22 protein-coding genes are annotated in these 19316 nt (G+C 71.2%); 10 read left to right on the plus strand and 12 right to left on the minus strand.

The window, feature by feature from the left end; translation table 11 throughout:
- Positions 1-239: 239 nt before the first annotated feature.
- The 3 genes from AB0I88_RS04550 to AB0I88_RS04560 form a co-directional block, all read right to left on the minus strand.
- Positions 240-566 (minus strand): transcriptional regulator, encoded by a 327-nt coding sequence (locus AB0I88_RS04550; RefSeq protein WP_361018208.1) that lies wholly within the window; start codon positions 564-566, stop codon positions 240-242.
- Complete coding sequence (locus AB0I88_RS04555; protein WP_361018210.1) at positions 563-1033, minus strand: hypothetical protein; 471 nt, start codon at positions 1031-1033, stop codon at positions 563-565. Before AB0I88_RS04555 ends, AB0I88_RS04550 begins: the two co-directional genes overlap by 4 nt.
- Positions 1034-1251: 218 nt before the next feature.
- A complete protein-coding gene (locus AB0I88_RS04560) occupies positions 1252-1623 on the minus strand; it encodes a hypothetical protein (RefSeq protein ID WP_361018212.1) in 372 nt (123 codons plus the stop codon).
- An 89-nt stretch (positions 1624-1712) separates the two neighbouring features.
- Here AB0I88_RS04560 and AB0I88_RS04565 point away from each other — a divergent pair, with 89 nt between their 5' ends.
- Genes AB0I88_RS04565 through AB0I88_RS04575 form a run of 3 tightly spaced genes read left to right on the plus strand, consistent with a single transcriptional unit; the run spans position 1713 to position 3299 of the window.
- Positions 1713-2162: a GNAT family N-acetyltransferase gene (locus AB0I88_RS04565; protein ID WP_361018214.1), complete on the plus strand. Its 450-nt coding sequence runs from the start codon at positions 1713-1715 to the stop codon at positions 2160-2162.
- Between the two features lie 56 nt (positions 2163-2218).
- Positions 2219-3151 (plus strand): LD-carboxypeptidase, encoded by a 933-nt coding sequence (locus AB0I88_RS04570; protein WP_361018215.1) that lies wholly within the window; start codon positions 2219-2221, stop codon positions 3149-3151.
- Complete coding sequence (locus AB0I88_RS04575; RefSeq protein ID WP_361018216.1) at positions 3144-3299, plus strand: hypothetical protein; 156 nt, start codon at positions 3144-3146, stop codon at positions 3297-3299. The genes AB0I88_RS04570 and AB0I88_RS04575 overlap by 8 nt, the downstream gene beginning before the upstream one ends.
- Here AB0I88_RS04575 and AB0I88_RS04580 read toward each other — a convergent pair whose 3' ends face one another.
- A complete protein-coding gene (locus tag AB0I88_RS04580; protein ID WP_361018217.1) occupies positions 3300-3641 on the minus strand; it encodes a YnfA family protein in 342 nt (113 codons plus the stop codon). It lies immediately after the preceding gene.
- Between the two features lie 65 nt (positions 3642-3706).
- Between AB0I88_RS04580 and AB0I88_RS04585 the strand changes: the two genes are divergently transcribed.
- Entirely contained in the window at positions 3707-5125 is a 1419-nt protein-coding gene (locus AB0I88_RS04585) for an FAD-binding oxidoreductase (RefSeq protein WP_361018219.1), read from the plus strand.
- A 55-nt stretch (positions 5126-5180) separates the two neighbouring features.
- Positions 5181-6461 carry a pyridoxal phosphate-dependent aminotransferase family protein gene (locus tag AB0I88_RS04590; RefSeq protein WP_361018220.1) on the plus strand — a complete coding sequence of 427 codons (1281 nt, stop codon included), beginning with the start codon at positions 5181-5183 and terminating at the stop codon, positions 6459-6461.
- Between the two features lie 50 nt (positions 6462-6511).
- On the opposite strand, the gene AB0I88_RS04595 is transcribed toward AB0I88_RS04590, so the two are convergent.
- Entirely contained in the window at positions 6512-7786 is a 1275-nt protein-coding gene (locus AB0I88_RS04595) for a GAF domain-containing sensor histidine kinase (protein WP_361018222.1), read from the minus strand.
- A gap of 211 nt (positions 7787-7997) precedes the next feature.
- Here AB0I88_RS04595 and AB0I88_RS04600 point away from each other — a divergent pair, with 211 nt between their 5' ends.
- The 3 genes from AB0I88_RS04600 (at position 7998) to AB0I88_RS04610 (ending at position 12793) form a co-directional block, all read left to right on the plus strand.
- Positions 7998-10658 carry a PAS domain S-box protein gene (locus AB0I88_RS04600; RefSeq protein ID WP_361018224.1) on the plus strand — a complete coding sequence of 887 codons (2661 nt, stop codon included), beginning with the start codon at positions 7998-8000 and terminating at the stop codon, positions 10656-10658.
- A 374-nt stretch (positions 10659-11032) separates the two neighbouring features.
- Positions 11033-12376 carry a vanadium-dependent haloperoxidase gene (locus tag AB0I88_RS04605; RefSeq protein ID WP_361018226.1) on the plus strand — a complete coding sequence of 448 codons (1344 nt, stop codon included), beginning with the start codon at positions 11033-11035 and terminating at the stop codon, positions 12374-12376.
- Positions 12377-12379: 3 nt separating this feature from the next.
- A complete protein-coding gene (locus tag AB0I88_RS04610) occupies positions 12380-12793 on the plus strand; it encodes a cupin domain-containing protein (RefSeq protein ID WP_361018228.1) in 414 nt (137 codons plus the stop codon).
- Positions 12794-13280: 487 nt separating this feature from the next.
- Here AB0I88_RS04610 and AB0I88_RS04615 read toward each other — a convergent pair whose 3' ends face one another.
- The 6 genes from AB0I88_RS04615 to AB0I88_RS04640 form a co-directional block, all read right to left on the minus strand.
- Positions 13281-13868 (minus strand): putative glycolipid-binding domain-containing protein, encoded by a 588-nt coding sequence (locus AB0I88_RS04615; protein ID WP_361018230.1) that lies wholly within the window; start codon positions 13866-13868, stop codon positions 13281-13283.
- A 216-nt stretch (positions 13869-14084) separates the two neighbouring features.
- Positions 14085-14495, minus strand: coding sequence for a hypothetical protein (locus AB0I88_RS04620; protein ID WP_361018231.1), 411 nt, complete (start codon positions 14493-14495; stop codon positions 14085-14087).
- Complete coding sequence (locus AB0I88_RS04625; protein ID WP_361018232.1) at positions 14492-14761, minus strand: hypothetical protein; 270 nt, start codon at positions 14759-14761, stop codon at positions 14492-14494. Before AB0I88_RS04625 ends, AB0I88_RS04620 begins: the two co-directional genes overlap by 4 nt.
- Before the next feature lie 326 nt (positions 14762-15087).
- Positions 15088-15546, minus strand: a complete 459-nt coding sequence (locus tag AB0I88_RS04630) for a hypothetical protein (protein WP_361018234.1) — start codon at positions 15544-15546, stop codon at positions 15088-15090.
- A 167-nt stretch (positions 15547-15713) separates the two neighbouring features.
- Positions 15714-16775, minus strand: a complete 1062-nt coding sequence (locus AB0I88_RS04635; protein ID WP_361018236.1) for a serine hydrolase domain-containing protein — start codon at positions 16773-16775, stop codon at positions 15714-15716.
- Positions 16776-16867: 92 nt separating this feature from the next.
- Positions 16868-17554: a DNA alkylation repair protein gene (locus AB0I88_RS04640; protein ID WP_361018238.1), complete on the minus strand. Its 687-nt coding sequence runs from the start codon at positions 17552-17554 to the stop codon at positions 16868-16870.
- A 338-nt stretch (positions 17555-17892) separates the two neighbouring features.
- Here AB0I88_RS04640 and AB0I88_RS04645 point away from each other — a divergent pair, with 338 nt between their 5' ends.
- On the plus strand, positions 17893-18384 hold the full coding sequence (locus AB0I88_RS04645; RefSeq protein ID WP_361018239.1) for a transcriptional regulator: 492 nt from the start codon (positions 17893-17895) through the stop codon (positions 18382-18384).
- A 289-nt stretch (positions 18385-18673) separates the two neighbouring features.
- Here the strand turns inward: AB0I88_RS04645 and AB0I88_RS04650 are convergent, their stop codons facing one another.
- Entirely contained in the window at positions 18674-18799 is a 126-nt protein-coding gene (locus AB0I88_RS04650) for a hypothetical protein (RefSeq protein WP_361018241.1), read from the minus strand.
- Positions 18800-19042: 243 nt separating this feature from the next.
- On the opposite strand from AB0I88_RS04650, the gene AB0I88_RS04655 reads away from it, so the two are divergent.
- Positions 19043-19282 (plus strand): hypothetical protein, encoded by a 240-nt coding sequence (locus tag AB0I88_RS04655; protein WP_361018242.1) that lies wholly within the window; start codon positions 19043-19045, stop codon positions 19280-19282.
- Positions 19283-19316: the final 34 nt, after the last annotated feature.

The following is a 19316-nucleotide window of genomic DNA, read 5'->3' on the forward strand; positions in this document are numbered from 1 at the left end:
CAGTGCCCGGCCCTTCGAGTGACCCATCCCGGCGACCGACCACTGCTCGGCCCAGCCCGGGGCTCGGCCCAGCCGGGGCTCGGCCCAGCCGGGGCTCGGCCCAGCCGGACCGGGCTCGAACAGCCGGACCGGGCTCGAACAGGCAGACCGGGCTCGAACAGCCGAGCTGGGCTCGAACAGCCGGGCTGGGCTCGAACAGGCGGGCCGGGCTCGAACAGGCGGGCCGGGCGGACGGCACCTCAGCGGGCGGCCTGATCCGGGAACACGGCCAGGCCGGAGCGGACGACGATCTCCTGGAGGGCCGCCACGTGACCGGCGAAGGCGTCGCGGCCCCGCGGGGTGAGACGGGCCGAGGTGCGCGGGCGCTTGCCGACGAAGGCCTTGCGGATCTCCACATAGCCCGCCTCGTCGAGGGTGGTGAGCTGCTTGGACAGGGCCGAGTCGGACATGCCCAGGCTGTCGCGGAGGAACTTGAAGTCCGCCCACTCGGTCGCCGCCAGCAGGCTGACCAGCGACAACCGGGTAGGGGCGTGGATCAGCTCGTCAAACCGCGGCTCGGTGGTCACCGGGAACCAGCCAGGGGCCGGGACATCATCAGCTTGCGCAGGTGGGACATCAGCACCGGGCCGCCGGCCGCCAGCCCGACGGCCACCGGCAGCGTGGCGAGCGTCGCCGGGAACGGCACGCCGAGCGCCTCCAGCGCGAACCCGAGACCGATCCCGGCCGCGACCAGCACCACGGTGAAGACGGCGATCGCGCACGCGCCGCGGGCGCCGATCAGATCGTTGCGCACCTGGACGCGGGCCTTGCGGACGACGGCGATGATGAGCGCGGACAGGCCCAGGGTGTAGACGATGACGCCGACCGCGACCACCCAGGGGATCTCGGTCTCCACGGCGGCGACGAACAGCACCATCAGCACGGTGATGGAACGCCAGAACCAGCGGGGCACGAGATTGGTGTCGATGACCTGCTCACGGCGGGCCCGCATCTCGGCGAGGGCGAGTTCGGCGTCGATCGGCGGAACATCCATGACTTCCTCCTCCGGCATGTACTTGCCTACTAGGAAAGTAGCGTCTCACTTTCCCGTTAGGCAAGTACTTTCCGTCCGGGTCGGCACGGAGCCGGCACCGCGCCCGCGGATCTGTCGCGGCACCATCCGGCCGGTGCGGGTCCGCATCGATCGGGAGCAGGGCGGAAAGCGCTTCGATCGGGAGCAGGGCGGAAAGCGCTTCGGTACGGCGTACCGGATCAGAGGGCCGACCGGAGAAGGAGGGTCGCCGGGAGGGTGAGGGCGACGGCCGTGAGCAGCGTCAGGGCGAAGCGTGAGCGGAGCGAGCGGCGCAGGGCGTCGCGGTTGCGCGGTTTCGTGGCGCGGACCAGACGGGACGCCAGATAGAGGTAGGACCCGGCCAGCGTGAACAGCGCGGGAACCGCCAGCAGTGCAGTGACCAGCGACGACGCGCCGTGCCAGCCGGTGTCGCCGCCGCAGCTCACCGACCGCCGGCCGCTCACGCAACGCGGCAGGCTGATGTCGTGGAGGACGTCGGCGATCGCCCAGGTCAGGATCGCGGTGGCGAGCGCCGCGACGGCGCCGAAGATCAGGAGGCTGCGACCGAACACCCGGGCCATCCTGCCAGTCGGTCCCGCGACTGGGCGAGCGTCACCGGCCCGTCACCGTGAGAACATGGCGGAGTGAGCGATGTGGGCCGATGACCGGCGTCGGGTTGCGCCCGGTCGCGGTGGAGGATCTCGAGGTCTTCTACCAGCAGGAGAGTGATGCCGAGGCGCTGCGGCGGGCCAACTTCCCGGACCGGTCGCGCGCCTCCTTCACCGAGCACTGGCATCGCCGGGTTCTCGGCGATCCCTCCGTGCGGGCGCGTGCCGTCCTCGTCGACGGCGAGCCCGCCGGGCACATCGTGGCCTGGTGGCAGGACGGGCGGCGGACGGTCGGGTTCTGGCTGGGCCGCGCCTGGTGGGGGCGCGGGATCGGCACCCGGGCGCTCACCCTCTTCCTGGAGGAGGAGACGACCCGCCCGCTGTACGGGGAGGCCGATGTCCACAACGCGGCCTCGATCCGCCTGCTGAAGCGGTGCGGGTTCGAGGAGATGGAGTTCGTCCGCGACGGTCCGGACGAGTTCCTGGTCCTGTGCCTGGGCTGACCCGGCTTCCGTCACGAGGTCACGGTCCGCCCGCCTCCCGGGCGTACGCTGCGGTGATGATCAGACCGGAGCGGCTGCGTGCGGGGGATCTGGTGGCGCTCGTCGCACCGGCCGGGCCGGTGCAGCCGGAGCAGGCCGCCGTCGCCGAGCGGGTGCTCGCGAGCTGGGGGTTGCGCACGCGGGTGGGGCGCCATGCGCTCGGCCGGCACACCTACCTCTCCGGTACGGACGACGAGCGCCTCACCGATCTGAACGACGCTCTGCGTGACCCGCTGGTGCGCGGGGTGCTGTGCCTGCGGGGCGGCTACGGCACCCAGCGCATCGTCGACCGGGTCGACTTCGTGGCTGTCCGTGCCGACCCGAAACTGGTGATCGGCTTCTCCGACATCACCGCCCTGCACGTGGCGTTGTGGTGCGAGGCGGGACTGGCCAGTGTGCACGGCCCGACCGGTGGCACGCTGCGGGACACGCTGGACTGTCCGACCACGGCCGCCGCCCGGCACGCGGTGATGACGGCCGAGCCGGTCGTGGTGGTGGCCGGCGACGATCCGGTGCGGTGGCCGGGCCGTGCCGGGGGTGTGCTGCTCGGCGGCAATCTGACGTTGCTCGCCTCGACGGCGGGGACCCGGCACCGGCTCGGCCTCGCCGGGGCGATCCTGCTGATCGAGGAGGTGAACGAGGAGCCGTACCGCATCGACCGATCGCTCACGCAGCTGAAACGGGCCGGCTGGCTGGACGGGCTGGCCGGGGTGGCGGTGGGCCGGTTCACCGGCTGTGAGCCGGGGAGGTATGCCGGGGTCACGGCGGCCCAGGTGCTCGCCGGTCACCTGGGCGGGCTGGGCGTCCCCGTGCTCGGCGGGCTGCCGATCGGGCACGGCGAGCAGCAGACCGCGGTGGGTCTCGGCGTGCCCGCGGTCCTCGACGCCGACGCCGGCACGCTCACGGTGGAGCCGGTCGGTGGGCGGACGGCAGAATCAAGCGATGAGTGACGGTGGTTGGGTGGTGTGGCGGCAGGACGACAACGGAAACCGGTTCGTGGTGGCCCGGTTCAGCGTCCGGGCGGAGGCGGAGGAACTGGCCGCCGAGATGGAGTCGCGCGGGCACAAGCAGCTGTACTGGGTGGCCGCCGCGGAGTGATCAGCCGTCGGTGGCCCGGGGGGCGTACATGATGACGGCGACGCCGATCAGGCAGATGGCGGCGCCGATGTAGTCCCAGCGGTCCGGGCGGAAACGGTCGACGGCCATCGCCCAGGCGAGCGAGCCGGCGACGAAGACGCCGCCGTAGGCGGCCAGGATGCGGCCGAAGTTGGGGTCGGGCTGGAAGGTGGCGACGAAGCCGTAGGCGCCGAGGGCCAGGACGCCGCCGGCGATCCACCAGAGGCCGCGGTTCTCCCGCCAGCCCTGCCAGATGAGCCAGGCGCCGCCGATCTCGGCGAGCGCGGCGAGGGCGAACAGCAGCAACGAGCGGAGCACGGTCACGGCGGGCACGCTACCGGCCCGCGTATTCCGGCCACCGGCTCCGGGCGATGTGCCAGGATATTTGTATGCGGTTGTCCCGTCGTGCCCTACTCAGTGCCGGGTTGATCGGTGTCGCCGTCCCGCCGCCCACCACCCCCACCGACGCCGACTGGAAGGCGCTCGCCGCCGGGCTGGAAGGGCAGGTGGATCGGCCGGGCACGGCCGTCTACGACAGCAGCAGGCTGCTCTACTCCCCCAGGTTCGACGACATCCGCCCGGCCGCGGTGGTCCGCTGCGCCACCCCGGCCGACGTCGCCGAGGCGATCGGTTTCGCCGCCCGGATGAGACTGCCGGTCGTGCCGCGCGGCGGCGGGCACTCCTACATCGGCGCCTCCACCATCAGCGGCGGCCTGGTGCTCGACGTGCGGCCGCTCAACCGGGTCGGGTACGACGCCGCGACACGGACCGCCACGATCGGCGGCGGTGCCACGGTGATCGACGTCTACACGGCCCTCGGCCGGCACGGGGTGTCCGTACCGGCGGGGACCTGCGGCAGCGTCGGCATCAGCGGGCTCACCTGCGGCGGCGGCATCGGGCCGGTCACTTCCGCGTACGGGCTGACCTGCGACAACGTGACAGCAGCCGACGTCGTGACGGCCGACGGACGGCACCGGACCGTGGACGCCGCCCGGGAACCGGACCTGTTCTGGGCGCTGCGCGGCGGCGGGGGCGGACGGTTCGGGGTGGTGACCGGCTGGCGGATGCGGACCCATCCGGCCACGACGACGGGCACGTTCACGTTGACGTACCGGTGGGCGGACGCGGCCGCGGTGGCCGCCGGCTGGCTGGCCCGGATCGGCGTGGCACCGGACAACGCCTGGTCGTCGTGCCAGTTCACCGCGGAACCGGGGGGCACGCCGTCCGTACGCGTCAACGGTTTCGTCCTGAACGGTGACGCCGGCCCGGAGGTGGCCGCGCTGGCCAGGGCGACCGGCCGGGAGCCGGCGTCGGTGGCGGTGGGACGGGAGCCGCATGTGAGACTGCTGCGCGACCGGGCGGGCGGCGCGGCCCGCAACACGCACCTGATCGGCAGCGACATCTTCCGGCAGGCGCTGCCCGCGGAGGGGATCGCCGCGCTGCTCGCGGTGGTGCGGCGCCGGGCGGCGACGGGCCGGCCGGGGCTGGCGAAGCTGAAACGGATGACCGGGGCGCCGGCACGGACGGCGCCGGGGACGACCGCGTTCCCCTGGCACGGCGCGCACACCATGCTGCAGTGGCTGGTGGTGCCCACGACGGTCGACACGGCGACGGTGGCGGACGGCTACACCTGGATCGACTCGGGGCATCGGGCGATGGCCCGCTGGTCGGTCGGGCGATATCTGAACTATCCGGAACCGGGACCTACCGATCCGGCCGATTATCACGGCCCGAATCTCGACCGGCTCCGCCGGATCCACGCTTCAGTGGATCCGGCCCGTCTCCTGCGGACCGCCTACTCTCTGTGACGCGGACCGGAAAGGGGGGTGCCGGTCACCGGGAGAATCCCGTTCCCTTGATGCCGTGAACCATGACAAGCTGCGCGCCTTCGCCGACAACCCCTTCTCGGCGTACCCCGCCGATTTCCGGTACCGCGACGACGTGGTGCCCGGCGGCATCCTCGACATCGAACCGGCCCGGCAGTGGCTGGAGCGCCTCGACGGGATCCGCGACGGGAACCTGTACACGTTCGGCCTCCCGCTGGACTCGCGGGCCACCGTGTCCAGCGGCTTCGCCGGCACCGACTTGCTGCTCTTCTCCACCTACGGCTACCTGGGCCTGAACGGGCACCCGCGGATCACCGCGGCGTCCGCCGAGGCGATCGGCCGGTGGGGCACCACGACCGGCGGCGCCCGGCTGCTCACCGGCACCATCGAACTGCACCTGGACACCGAGCAGGCACTCGCCGCGCACCTCGGCACCGAGGCGTCGGCGCTGTTCGCCAGCGGCTACGACGCCAACCTGGCCGCCGTCTCGGCGCTGTTCGGCCCCCGTGACATCGCCGTCGTCGACGAGTTGATCCACCGCAGCATCCTGGACGCCTGCCGCCTCGCCGGCACCAGAGTCGTCAGGTTCCGCCACAACGACACCGCCCACCTGGCCGAACTCCTCGAAGGCCACGTCGGCAAGCGCATTCTCGTCGCCGTCGACGGCGTCTACTCGATGGACGGCGACGTCGCGCCGCTCGCCGACATCGTCGCCCTGAAGCAGCGGTACGGCGCGTTCCTGCTGGTCGACGACTCCCACTCGATCGGCGTCCTCGGCGAACACGGCCGCGGCACCGCCGACCACGCCGGCGTCGCCCCCGCCGACGTGGACCTGACCACCGGTTCGCTGGGCAAGGCGTTCCCCTCCGGAGGCGGTTTCGTGGCCGGTTCCCGCGGCGTCATCACCTACCTCCAGCACGGCTCCGCGCCGTACATGTTCTCGTCGGCGATAGCCCCCGGCAACACGGCCGCCATCCGGGAGACGCTGCGCGTGATCGTCGACGAACCACAGCACCTGGCGACCATGCGCGCCAACGCCGTCCGCCTCAAGGCGGTCATCGACGACCTCGGCCTCGACAGCGGCCGCACCAGCACCCCGATCGTCCCCCTCGTCCTCGGCGACACGGTCCGCACCTACTCGTGGGCGCGCCTGCTGCTGGACGAGGGCATCTACACGTCGGCCGTGCCGTTCCCCGCGGTCCCCGAAGGGATGTCCCGGCTGCGGCTCTGCGCCACCTCCCAGCACCGCCCGGAGGACTTCGACCGGTTGAGCGTGGCCTTGCGCAAACTGCGGGACAACGCGCTCGTGCTGAACTGATCGGCTCCGGGCTGACCGTTCCGCCTCGGCGCCGGCGGCGCTCACGGTGCTCAGGCGGCCGGCGTCAGTCGCGGGATCTTGACGGTGACGGTGGTGCCTCCGCCGGGTGTCTCGGTGATATGGAGTTCACCGTGGTGGCTGCGGACGACTTCGGCGCAGGTGGCCAGCCCGATGCCGGTGCCTTCGACGTGCGGGCGCAGCCGGACGAACGGCTGCAGCACCTTGTCGCGGGCGTCGGCGGGGATGCCGATCCCGTTGTCGGCGAGGTGGATCAGCCAGGCGCCGGGCGTGGTGGCCGCTTCGATGCTGATCTGGCAGGGCCGGTCCGGATGGCGGAATTTCACGGCGTTGCTGAGCAGGTTCTGCAGCAGGAGCCGGATGTGGGTGGGGTCGGCGGCCAGCGTCGGCAGGTCTCCGATGCGGATCTCGGCCCGGGCCTCGCTGAGCATCGTGGTGAGGTCCTCGACCACGTCGGCGGCGACCCGGGCGAGGTCGATGTCACCGAAGTGGGGCCGGCCGCCCACGCTGGCGTACGTCAGGAGGTCGTCGATGACGTGGCGCATCCGGTCGGCGGAGCGCTGCACCTGATGGATCCCGCCGGCCAGGGACGCGTCGGTGTGGGCGTCGATCTCCTCGGCGAGCAGGGCGGCGGTGCCGACGATGCTGGCCAGCGGATTGCGCAGATCGTGGGCGACGATGCCGGCGAAGTCGTGAAGCGCTTTGTTGGACCGTTGCAGCTCGTCGCGGGTGCGGGTCAGCTCCCCCAGGGTCCGCTCGCGCTGGGCGACCATTCGCTGCAGCTCCTGGCCGCGGCGGCGTAGCTCCAGCACGTCCACGACGAGGGCGGCGAGCTGGTCCAGCCGGTGCCGCTGGGCCGGGGTGAGGGTCCGGACCCTGTCGTCGAAGACGCACAAGGTGCCCAGGACGTGTCCGGCGGGGTTGCGCAGTTGGGTGGAGGCGTAGAACCGGACGGTGGCGATCACACCGGTCACGAACGGATTGTCGGCAAAGCGGGGGTCGGCGCTGGCGTCGGACACCACGACCGGATCGGGATGCACGATGGTGACCGAGCACATCGCATCGTCGCGGCGGCATGCGGACGGTTCGACACCGACCGCCGCGATCTGCACCTGCCGGTCCGCGGTGATCACGTTGATCACCGAAGTCGGCACGTCGCACACGGCCGCGGCGAGTTCGGTGATCGTGTCGAGGTCGGGGATCCGCTCCCCGCTGAGCACGTCGTAGTCATCGAGGGCCCGCAGGCGTGCCGACTCGGTGGTCCTCGCCGTCGCGGGGCCGTTCCGCGTGTTGGTGCCGGCGCTCATGAAAGCTCCTCGGAGGTGGCCCTTCCTGAAGCGGAGAACATCTTCACATTACGATGGACCGGCACCTACCGTCTCTTTCCCGGCTAAACCGCCTCCCCGGCGATGTCGAGATCCACGGCCGATCAGCAGCAAATGGTACTTATTACCGTTATCGTTGTGCATCGGACACCGTACGTTACTGGGCTGCACGGCGGCACGTGAGGTGATCGTGATGTCGGCATCTTTGGAGATCACTGACGACCAGCTTCTCGCGCTGGTAGCGACCCTGCCGGGCAGGGTGCTGGTGATCGATCCGGATTCCGGGGTGATCCTGGCGGCCAGCCCGGGGTCCCAGCGGCTGCTCGATCCCGGCGACGGCGCGTTACCGGGCTCCGCGGTGACTGACGTGCTGCCCGAGATGCCCGCCGACTGGCTCGCCGGGGACGCCGCGGCGAAGCTGAGGCGGGTGGACCGGCGGGGATGTCCCGTCGAGGTGCGGATGGTCCGGGTCGGCCGGGGCACGAGACGGGCCCTGGTGGTGACCGTCGACGACGGCGGCGCGCCCGGTCGTGACGAGCACGCCGGGGCGGTGCTGTCCTCCGTGGTGTCCTCGGCCGCGGACGCCGTCATCGTCTGCGACCCGCAGGGCCGGATCACCCTGTGGAACGCCGCCGCGGAACGGATCTACGGCTACCGGCAGGGCGAGGTACGAGGCCGCCCGGTCTCGATGCTGTACCCGCCCGAGGTCGCCGAGCACAACCTGAGCGTCTTCCGGCGTGCTCTGGCCGGCGAGCCCACCGCGCAACTGGACACGATGCGGCTGCGCCGCGACGGCAAGCGGCTGCCGATGCGGATGTCGTTCGCACCGGTGACCGAGTCCGACGGATCGGTCACCGGGGTGGTCAGCGTCGCCCACGAGCTGAGCCGGCAGAAACGCGACGAGGCGCGGATGGCCGCGTTGCTGCGTGCCACACCCGACGCGATCGTCGGGACGGACAGCGACGGGCGGATCATGTTCGTCAACGAGTCCTGCGAGCGCATGCTCGGCTACCGGGCGCACGAACTGGTCGGCCGGCAGGCCCGGGTGCTCTTCACCGAGGACGTACGCCAGACGATGATCGATCTGGGAACGCGACTGTTCGCCGATCCCGTCCTCCGGGCCAGCACGCACACGATCGCCACCCGGATGCGACGCAAGGACGGCAGCGTTCTGCCCGGCGAGACCACGATCAGCTGGCTGGACGACCTCGGCGGCCTGGTCATGATCGCCGCGACCCGGGACCTGACCGCGTTGCGCCGCGCCGAGTCGAAACTCCACGGCGTGCTCGAGGCAGTACCGGAAGCCGTCACCGGCATCAGCCCCGACGGGCGGATCGTGCTGGTCAACCAGGCCACCGAACGGCTGCTGGGCCATCCGCGGGAGTGGCTGCTCGGCCGCCCGTACGCCGAACTGCTGCCCGACGACGCCCGTGACACCGTCGACCAGGCAGTCGCCGAGGTGTTCGCCGACCCTGACGCCGTGACACATCGGGTCCTGTACTCGGACGTTCTGCGCGCCGACGGCAGCCGGGTGACCACCGAGAACAACGTCACCTGCTTCCACGCCGAAGGCGACCAGATGCTGCTGGTCGCCGGCCGCGACATCACCGACCGGCTCGCCGCCGAAGCGGAGCGCGCCGCGCTGGTCGAACAGGTCCAACGGCAGAAGGCCGAACAGTCCGCCCTGCGCGCCCAGCGCCTGGAGTCGCTGGGTCAGCTCGCCGGCGGTGTCGCCCACGACTTCAACAACCTGCTCGCGGTCATCCTGAACTACGCCAGCCTGCTCGGCGGCGACATCGCCGAACTCGCCGCGGACGACCCGCAACGCTGGCGGCCCTTCGCCGACGACCTCACGAAGATCGAACACGCCGCCCAGCGCGGCGCCGCACTCACCCAGCAGCTGCTGGTCTTCAGCCGCCGCGACATCCACCGGCCCCAAGTGCTCGACCCGGCCGCCGTCCTCACCGGCCTGCGTCCCCTGCTGAACTCGGCCGTCGGCGAACAGAACCGGCTGCACGTCGACATCCAGCAGGACCTGCCAGCGGTACGGCTGGACCCGGGCCAACTCGAACAGATGCTGGTCAACCTCACGGTCAACAGCCGGGACGCCATGCCCGGCGGTGGGGATCTGCGCATCACCGCCGAAGCGGGCCGGCCTGCCGGCGACGACCTGGACTGCCAGCCGCCGCCCGAACCGGGGCGGTGTTACCTGCGGTTGCGCATCAGCGACGACGGCGTCGGCATGACCGACGACGTAGCGCGGCGTGCGTTCGAGCCGTTCTTCACCACCAAGCCCAAGGGCCGTGGCACCGGACTCGGCCTGGCCACCGTCTACGGCATCGTCGCCCAGGCCGACGGCTGCCTCGGCCTGCGCTCCCGGCCGGGCGAGGGCACCACCGTCACCATCCTGTTGCCCGTCACCGACGAACCCCCACCCGCCGCCCCGGCCGGCACACCCGGACCCGGCGACACCACCACGGCCCCCGCTCCCCGGACCATCCTGCTCGTCGACGACGAGGAGGCCGTCCGCGACTCCACGGCCCGGGTGCTCGCCCGCCACGGCTACCGGCTGCTCACGGCGGCCGGCGGACAGGAGGCTCTCGACCTCGTCCGCCGGCACCCGGACGACATCGACATCCTGCTCACCGACATGGTCATGCCGAACATGCACGGCGTCGAACTGGCCCAGCACGTCGCCGAACTCATCCCGGCCGTCCAAGTGATCTACATGTCCGGCTACGCCGAACCGCTGCTGAACACCGACCGGGACCACGACGAGACCATCTACCTGCTCGAGAAGCCCTTCACCACCACCGCGCTCATCCAAGCCGTTCGGGCCCTGACCGCGACCTGAGCCCGTCTCCGCACCGTGACCGGCCGACCACGGGCCACCGCGGCGCGGCGCGCTTCCGCACCCGGCCGCTGCCGGATCAAGGGGAGCGGCTCGGCAGCGCTCGCCCCGGGCCCTCGCTAGTTGATCTTCGCCACCTTCGATGATCCGCACCAGAGGGCCGCGGTGCCCGGCGAAGGCGACGACCCGCTCCCCTGGACCGGCAGACCGGCACGCCCGCGCCGCCCGCGCCGCCGCGCCGCCCGCGCCGCTCCGGCGATGATCCGCGGTTTCCGTCAGATCGTGACGCCTTCCGGACAGGTGGCGCAACGGCGGCGACGTATAGTGCCCGGGACACATTCGAATCGATCACTATGGATGTCCTCGGGGAGGGGCCCATGCGACGTCGAGTGGGCGGAGCCGTGACCGCGCTGGTCATCGGACTGGCAGGGGCCGCCGTCGCGCCGGCCGCACAAGCCGGAGAGCCGGCCGTACAAGCCGGAGAGCCGACCGCACCGGCCGGGGAGCCGGCCACACTGGCCGCAGCACCAGCCGCACCGACCAAAACAGCGGCCACGAATCCGGTGATCATCTGGGACCGCCACGCGCAGACCGCCATCTGGGACGTCGGCCGGCAGTTGCCGTGGGAACAGGGACGCACCTTCGCCATGGTGAGCGGCGCCGTCTACGACGCGGTCAACGCGATCGGCGGCAAGCCGTACCAGCCGCTGCTGACGGCGCCACCGGCCACCGGGCGCGAGTCGGTGGACGCGGCCGTGGCCACCGCCGCCTACCGGGTGCTGGCGTCGGTGCTGCCCGCCCAGGCGGACCGGCTCCGTGAACAATATGAACAGGCGCTCGCCGCGATACCGGACGGGACGGCGGAGACCGCGGGGATCGCCGTCGGCGACCGGACCGCGGCCGCCATGATCGCGTCCCGGGTGGACGACGGATCGTTCGGGGACGCCGAGTGGGTGGTCGGCACCGAGCCGGGCGACTGGCGGCCGGCCCCACCGGCGTATGCCGCCGACGGCGCCTGGGTCGCCGACGTGCGACCGTTCCTGATCCCGGACCCGTCCCGGTTCCGCAGCTCCGGCCCGTACCCACTGGGCGGCTCCGCCTACGCCCGGGACTTCAACGAGATCAAGTCGCTGGGCGAGGTGGACAGCACCACCCGTACCGCCGACCAGACCGAGGCGGCGATCTGGTGGCACGACCGCAACGTCACCGAATGGCAGATCAAACGCCAACTCGCCGAGACGCAGCGGCTCAGTGTGCTCCAGACCGCACGGATGTTCGCGATGGTCGACGTCACCCTCGCCGACACCCAGATCTCCTGCTTCGACGACAAGCGGGCGTGGAGTTTCTGGCGGCCGGTCACCGCGGTGCACGAGGCCGGCACCGACGGGAACCCGCGAACCACCGCCGACCCGGACTGGACACCGCTGCTGATCACGCCGCCGTTCCCGGACCACCCCTCCGGCCACGCCTGCGCGACGGCGGCCCGGATGGCGACGTTCCGCACCTACTTCGGCCGGGACCGGATCGGGTTCAGCGCGTACAGCGAGGCCTCCGGCACGACCCGGCACTTCCACAGCTTCTCCCAGGCGGTCGAGGAACTGAACAACGCCCGGGTGTGGGGCGGCATCCACTTCCGCAACGCCGACCTCCAGGGCCGGAAACTCGGTGAGGCCGTCAGCGCCTACGTCACCGCCCGCCACTTCCAGAAACTACGATCTTGAACCATGGAGAGATCGGACCTCGTCGAACGGCTCGGCCTGGCACCGCACCCCGAGGGCGGCTGGTATCGGGAGACCTGGCGGTCCCCGGTGACCTTCCACCCCGAGGGGTACGCCGGGCCGCGACACGCCGCCACCGCCATCTACTTCCTGCTGCACCCCGGTGAGGAGTCGGCCTGGCACGTGGTGCGCTCCGACGAGCTCTGGCTTCATCATTCCGGCGGCCCGCTGCTGCTGCGTCTCGGCGGCAGCGGAGACCGGCCCGCCGAAACCGGCACGGAACTCCTGGACGGCGCCCGGCCACAGGTGCTGATCCCGGCCGGCGTCTGGCAGGCCGCCGAGCCCGCCGGCGACGAACCGGTGCTGGTCAGCTGTGTGGTGGCGCCCGGTTTCGACTTCGCCGACTTCACGATGATGTGAAACCCAGCGTGTGGCTTTCGGGCGCGATTCGGACCCGAAAACCACACGCCCGAACCTTCCTTTCCGGTACGCGTGACATCGCCCCACCACATCGGGACCGTCCCGCCCTGCCGGCGCGATCTCACTGCCCACGCCCGCCCGTGCCGCGCCCGCCGGGCTGAGCTGCCCCCTCGGCAGGCCGGCCGATCGGGCAACGGTCATCCACGGCCGGCCCGATCCGGCAACGGTCATCCACGGCCGGCCCGATCCGGCAACGGCCATCCACGGCCGGCCCGATCCGGCAACGGCCATCCACGGCCGGCCCGATCGGGCAACGGTCATCCACGGCCGGCCCGATCAGTCGGCCGCCTGCTGTGACCGGCCCGGCGCAACGATCTCAGCCCGGCGGGCGCGGCACAGGCGGGACCGGGCAGCGAGCACGCGCTGACCGGGACGGGACAACCCGAACTCTGCGGGGCGACCTCACGCGTACAAGCGAAATGGGTCCCTAACGCACGAGGCGCAGATTGCCGGGCTGGTAGGTGACCAGGCCGGTGTGGTCGATGTCGTAGGTCACGGCGGGGCCGTCGCCGGTGATCCGCAGCCTGTTCGGGCTGACCATGTGGTAGGTCGTGGTGCCCGGGACCAGCTCCAGCGCCGGCACCAGGATCCGCACCGACGGGACGCTGACCGGCCCGGACGCGACGGTCAGGCCGAGTCGCCGGATCGCCCAGGAGACGAAGACCGGCGAGTCGGTGAGCCGTGGCACGGCCTCCGGATCGATGGCCGGTGGGGTGGTCTCCGCCTGGATCACCCACTCGCTGCCGGTGTGGTGCATCTGAAGGGTGCGGCTCCACCCGTCACCCCGGCAGGAGACGCTCAGCTCCTCGATCGTCACGTCCTCGGTCAGCTCGGCATGCCAGCCCACCGAATACGGCATGGCGCCGGCGACGACCGTGGTCCCCTGCGCGCAGTGCTCCCGGGCGAAGACCAGCTCGGTGCCGATGACGCTGGTGCGCTGCCAGGCCAACGGTCCGGCGGGCAGGCCCGGCGCGGCCACCCGAGTGGTGGTCCGCCCCGTCAGGGTTTCGGTCAAGACGCCTCCTTTGCCGCCCGTCCAGGATTCCCATCCTGACACCGCCGAAACCCGGCCGCCACCGCAACCGGGCAGCACGAACCTGCTCAGCGCCCCGGGGGCCGGGATGGGCGGGTGGCGGTCTGATCCGCCCGCGGCAGGGCTACCTCAGCGCCGCGAGCCCGCTGACGGCCGGCGCGGGGACTCCGGCGAGCGGACCCGACCGGCGTAGGGCAATCAGCGGGTCGGCTCGTTGTCGCTCTCGAACTCCGGGGGTGGACCCAGCTCACCCGCCTGGTAGATGCGGGTGATCCGGTCACGGCCGGCGTGCACGCCGGCCCGGCCGACTGCCGACTCGTCGGCGGTGAGGCGGCGCAGGTGAGCGTCCACCTCGGTTCGGAGGACAGCCATGGCGACGGCCAGGGCGTGCCGGATCTGCTCGCACGTCGGGCACGCCGGCACGTCACAGCGCTGGTGAGCGGCCGCGATGTTGACGATCGACGCGTGCAGGGCACGGATCTCCCCTGGCTGGGCCGGGCCACCCGGCACCTCCAGGGCCTCCCGGTAGGCCGCGATCGCGGAGTCCGGGACCTGGTAGTAGTCGACAGCCCGGCGCGTGTACCAGAGAAAATCGTCCTGCAGGCTCATCGGGACCAGAACCAGCGACGGTTTCCGCGCCGGCGCTGCCAGGTCATCTCGTTGGCGACCATCGACCGTACGCTGGCGACAGCGAGTGTCATGGCCTCGTTGAGGCCTTCACATGTCCGGCAGTCGCCTCCGTCGCATTCGGTGCGATGGTCGTAGGCGAGGTCGGTGATGACCCGGTCGAGGGCAGCACACGCGTAGGTCCCCCGGTTGCTCGGGTGCTGCTCGGCCAGGGCCTCCCGGAACCCGGCTATGTTCTCCTCATCCACACCGTAAAGGCGGGCGGCCCCCTCCACTTGGAGTAATGCGTCCCTGACGGTTTCCTCCACGTGCATGGCTCTCCCCCAAGGGCCGTTGACATGTGGACGGTGACCGTATCCCTACATCGGCCTTCGGTCACATGGGCCGGACAGCCGATCATCACCCGCCGAACAAACTAGGTCATCACCCATCGCCGGGCGCCGAAAACGGACCGCCCCGGACCTGTGCGGTCCGGGGCGGTCCGTGGAGCGTGGCCTTGTCGAGCCGGTAGCTCCTGGCGGAATCTCTGGGGCCGGGGTCTCCGGGCGCGGTCAGTGGTCCCGCCGGGTCTGGGTCAGCGGGTGGTCTCTCCGGCGTCCGCGTCGAGGGCATGCTGGCTTTCCTGGATGCTGACGGTGAGCGCGTCGACGTTCTGGCACACGGTCTGGAACTTGAGCATGGCGGCCCGCAGTTCGGCGAGGTGGGTGGCTTCCTCGGAATCGCCGGCGGCGGCTTCGGCCTGCCGGGCCGACTGCTCCACGACGTTGGTGGCCGCGGTGATCAACGTACTCTTCGACTGCTTACCTAGAGTCACGATCTGGTTGGCGGTGGCGACGTCGAAGTCGTAGCCGTCCTGACCGAGCGTGGCCTGGTTGGCCAGCGTGCAGGCGGACGCGGTGGCGTCGTCCAGGCCGCTGATGGACACCGTCGGGGCCGCGGTGGCGGCGGATCCGGCGGGCTCTCCGGGGGTGGCGCAGCCAGAAATCGCCAGGAGGGTAGAGGCGAAGACGGCTGCGGTGATGGTTCCTCGCATGACCCGAAGGCTACCTGTTCGAAATGCCGCCCCTACGCGGGGTCCGCCCGGAATGTGACAGGCATCCCTCACGCTCCGTACTGTTGACATATAGCCACTAAGGGTAGCTCTCCGTAATCAAAAGGGGATGGGGGCCGTAGTGCGGCGCGAACACCCGGGGCGGAGCCTCAGCCGAACACCGCGGTGACGAGCGGTCCGGTGACGTCGGCCGGTCTGAGGTCGGCCGACGGGGTGTAGGCCACGGTCAGCTGACGGCGCCCGTCGCCGGTGGTCCACGACTCGGCCGCGTACCCGAAGAAGTCGCCCCGGTGTCCCCACAACCGGATGCCGGCGGCGGTCACCCTGGTCTTCACGCCGAGCCCGTATTCGTAGTCGCGCGGCGTGCCGTGCGCGGTGAGCATCGCCCGCTGCTCGTCCGGTGCCAGCAGCCGTCCCCGGATCAGCGCGGAGAGGAAGGTGTTCAGGTCCGCCGCGGTGGAGGTCATCTCGCCGGCCGCGCCGCTCAGCGACGGGTTGTAGACGGTGACGTCCACCGGCTCGCCGGCGACCGGGACATATCCGTGCGGGTGCGGCCCGTCGAGGTGCGGATCGGTGCCCGGCACCCGGGTGTGCCGCATGCCGAGCGGCCGCAGGATCCGCCGGCGGATCTCGGCGCCGTAGGAGTTTCCGGTGACCCGCTCCACGACCATGCCGAGCAGCACGTAGCCGGTGTTCGCATACGCCCAGCCGGCGCCCGGCTCGAACCGTCTCGGCAGCTGCGCGCCGAACGCGATCAGTTCCCGGGCGGTCCACGTCCGGTCGCGCATCGCCGCGATGTCCGGCGCGTACAGAGCTCGGAAGGCCGGGGCGTTCGTCAGGTTCTCCAGGCCGCTCGTGTGCTGAAGCAGGTGGCGCACGGTGATGCGGTCGTCGTCGGGGAGGATGCCCGGCGCCCACCGCCGCAACGGGTCGTCCAGCCCGAGGCGCCCTTCGCCGGCGAGTTGGAGCACTACGGTCGCGACGAAGGTCTTGGTGATGCTGCCGATCCGGAACCGCCCTCCGGCCGGCACCGGCTGCCGTGTCCCCAGACGCGCGACGCCCCGGCTCCCCCGCCAGACGCGGGCGTCGTCGCGGACCTCCGCGAGCACCCCGAAAGCGGCGGCCGCGGCGATCCGCTCGAGCGCCGCCGGGACCGCGCCGTCCGCCGCGCGCCGTCCGGCCATCGCCGGCACCGCCGTCGCGCCCGCCATCTGCAGTAAACCTCTACGAGTGACCATGACGGAAAACTACTTTCAGTGACTCCGGCGGCACATCAATCCGTGGATGCAACGTGCCGCGGCCGTCATCCTCCAGTCGTAGTCGCAGCCGCCTTCCGGCGCACCATCTCGCTGATCCAGATCGGGGCGAACGGAGACGTGCAGTTCGGTGGGGTCGGATAGTCCTTGAGCACCTCCAGCCGCTCACCGATCTCGATGGCGCGCGCCCGATGGCCCGGATGGTCGATGCCGATCTGGGCGAGACAGTGATTCATGGCCCATTCCAGCCGGTCCGGGGCGTCCTTCATCTCCGTCTCGATCGTGTCGAGCAGGCCCGCGAGGTCGAGGCCACCGGGCTTTCGGGCGACCCGGTCGGTGGTCAGCGCCCACCCGGCGCTCGCGATCACCGGATCCGTGTCCGCCAGCCAGGCGACGCGCAGCTCCTCGGCGTGCGGGCTCTTCTTCACCACATAGTTCACCAGCCAATCGCAGATCTTCGGGGTACGGGCTTCGCGCGCCATCGCGTCCAGTTGCCCGAGCGTGAACTCCTTCGGGCGGCAGATCAGCAACGCCAGCAGCCGGGCCGCGCTGTCCCCGGTGGCCCACAGCTGCACCGCCAGGTCGTGCCGCACCTTGAGCCGTTTCGCGATGGCCCGCAGGGCACCCAGGTTGACCCCGTGATCGTCACCGTGCCGCTCGTTGACGGCCCGTACCTTCGGATCGTCCAGCGCCGCCAGCTCGGCCATCAACTCGGCGACCGTGGTTCCGTCCACCGGCCCCTCCCCTCTCCCGCAGACCCACCCTACGAGGCCCGGCCCGCGATCTCATCCCGGCGGACGGGGGTGTTCAGCGATCCGGACGATCCCGTCCGCCGACCCGTACTGACCGAACCGTCAAAAACACCGCTCGTGGGATACACCCTGGATCCGGCCGATCCCGCACCGCGGACGGAAGTGGGCAGCGGGTGGCGTGCTTTGTCGTACCAAATCAGGGGGCTGAAATGGGAAGTGATGGACGCTACGCGTGTGCGCGGACACGTTTCGGGGTGTTAACGGCCGGAGGGTGCTGGAGTTGAAGTGAGACGGCACTCTCGGCGAAGGCGGGCCGCGGTATGCAGCATGAGGATCTGGTCAGGGCGGTTGTCGCCGCGGTCGCCTTCGGTGTGATGCTGGCGGGACATTACGTCGGGGATCACTGGGTGCAGACCAGCGGGCAGGCCTACGGCAAGGGCCTCGACGCGGACGGATGCGTGCGATCGGCGGCCATGTGGCACTGCGCCAAGCATGTGGCGTCGTGGGCGGTAACCACGACCGCGTTTCTGCTGGTCGCCGCCTGGTGGCTGCGGCTGCCGCTGGAGCCCGGATGGCTGGCGGCCGGGGTGGCCCTCAACGCGGTCACGCATTTCGTCGCCGACCTCCGGACGCCGCTGATCCGGCTCGGGCGGCTGCTCGGGCGGAGCGGCTATCTGGACGAGGTGGGGGTGGTCCGGGCGTCGGGGGTGACCAACAGCGGGCCGGGGACGGGGCTGTTCGAGCTGGATCAGGCCTGGCACATCGGGTGGCTGGCCGTGTCGTCGCTGATCATCGCCGGCCCGCCGACCTGATCCGCGATCGCGCGACCAACCGGGTGCGCGGCCATAGGAAACACACGACCGACCGCCAGCCGGGATGCACGGCCATAGGAACACGCGACCGGCCGCCGACCGGATACGCGGGAGGAGCGGTCCGACCGGCCGTTCCCGGTGGAAGCGCAGCCCAGCGTTGCGGACCGGCCAGCGGGTTGATCGCGCCGGCCGCCGGCCTCAGGATCCGGGTGGTTTCGTGCCCGCCTGGGCGTACGCCTCTCGCCCGAGACGCCCGCGGCCGTCCATGGGTTCGTGTTCGAGGGTGATCTCAGGCGTCGGGCGGGCGCTTGGTGGCGCGTGACCGAGTGATGAGAAGAACCGCGGCGATGATCGCGGTGACGCTCAGCATGCAGAACATCAGACACAGCACATGCCACGGTTTCAGCGCACCCATGGGCCTCACCCTAACCAAACCGTTTTCTCGCCGTCGTCGCGGCACCTGGTCCGGGGCCGGCGCCGTCGACATCCCCGTTGGTGCGACCGGCCCGGCGCGTCACCACCCCACCGATCGACCGCCGTCCACTCGCCTGGGCGGTTCCAGGCGTCCCGCTTCGTCGAGCACCCTGGAAACGGCTGAGGGATTCGACCCTCCGAGGCCGGGGTAGCAATTCGCGAAGCCTGGGGAAGGACCGATCCTGTGGAACGCGTCATGTACGGAGTGCTCGCCGTCGCGGGGGTTCTGGCGATCGCCTTCAACCGTCGATTCGCGGCTTCGAGCGTCGAGTCGAGTCGCTCCTTCTTCGGTCGGGAGATGCGATCGGGGACGCGTGAACACCGATTCACGGCGGGCTACGCGCGGGTGGTAGCGATCCTGGTCGGCACCGCGATGATCGTGTCGGGCATCCTGGGGGCAGCCGGCGTCTACCCACGCGCATAGGACGTCCTGCCGTCAACCACCGCGAAGCCCGCTG

The organism is Actinoplanes sp. NPDC049802, from assembly GCF_040656595.1.
Classification (GTDB): Bacteria; Actinomycetota; Actinomycetes; order Mycobacteriales; family Micromonosporaceae; genus Actinoplanes.

What these genes read in the sequence shown, in the direction of transcription:
- AB0I88_RS04555 (WP_361018210.1), bottom strand. Translation starts at nt 1,033, where the DNA reads ATGGATGTTCCGCCGATCGACGCCGAACTCGCCCTCGCCGAGATGCGG.
- AB0I88_RS04565 (WP_361018214.1), top strand. Translation starts at nt 1,713, where the DNA reads ATGACCGGCGTCGGGTTGCGCCCGGTCGCGGTGGAGGATCTCGAGGTC.
- AB0I88_RS04570 (WP_361018215.1), top strand. Translation starts at nt 2,219, where the DNA reads ATGATCAGACCGGAGCGGCTGCGTGCGGGGGATCTGGTGGCGCTCGTC.
- AB0I88_RS04575 (WP_361018216.1), top strand. Translation starts at nt 3,144, where the DNA reads ATGAGTGACGGTGGTTGGGTGGTGTGGCGGCAGGACGACAACGGAAAC.
- AB0I88_RS04585 (WP_361018219.1), top strand. Translation starts at nt 3,707, where the DNA reads ATGCGGTTGTCCCGTCGTGCCCTACTCAGTGCCGGGTTGATCGGTGTC.
- AB0I88_RS04595 (WP_361018222.1), bottom strand. Translation starts at nt 7,786, where the DNA reads ATGAGCGCCGGCACCAACACGCGGAACGGCCCCGCGACGGCGAGGACC.
- AB0I88_RS04600 (WP_361018224.1), top strand. Translation starts at nt 7,998, where the DNA reads ATGTCGGCATCTTTGGAGATCACTGACGACCAGCTTCTCGCGCTGGTA.
- AB0I88_RS04605 (WP_361018226.1), top strand. Translation starts at nt 11,033, where the DNA reads ATGCGACGTCGAGTGGGCGGAGCCGTGACCGCGCTGGTCATCGGACTG.
- AB0I88_RS04610 (WP_361018228.1), top strand. Translation starts at nt 12,380, where the DNA reads ATGGAGAGATCGGACCTCGTCGAACGGCTCGGCCTGGCACCGCACCCC.
- AB0I88_RS04620 (WP_361018231.1), bottom strand. Translation starts at nt 14,495, where the DNA reads ATGAGCCTGCAGGACGATTTTCTCTGGTACACGCGCCGGGCTGTCGAC.
- AB0I88_RS04630 (WP_361018234.1), bottom strand. Translation starts at nt 15,546, where the DNA reads ATGCGAGGAACCATCACCGCAGCCGTCTTCGCCTCTACCCTCCTGGCG.
- AB0I88_RS04635 (WP_361018236.1), bottom strand. Translation starts at nt 16,775, where the DNA reads ATGGCGGGCGCGACGGCGGTGCCGGCGATGGCCGGACGGCGCGCGGCG.
- AB0I88_RS04645 (WP_361018239.1), top strand. Translation starts at nt 17,893, where the DNA reads ATGCAGCATGAGGATCTGGTCAGGGCGGTTGTCGCCGCGGTCGCCTTC.
- AB0I88_RS04650 (WP_361018241.1), bottom strand. Translation starts at nt 18,799, where the DNA reads ATGGGTGCGCTGAAACCGTGGCATGTGCTGTGTCTGATGTTCTGCATG.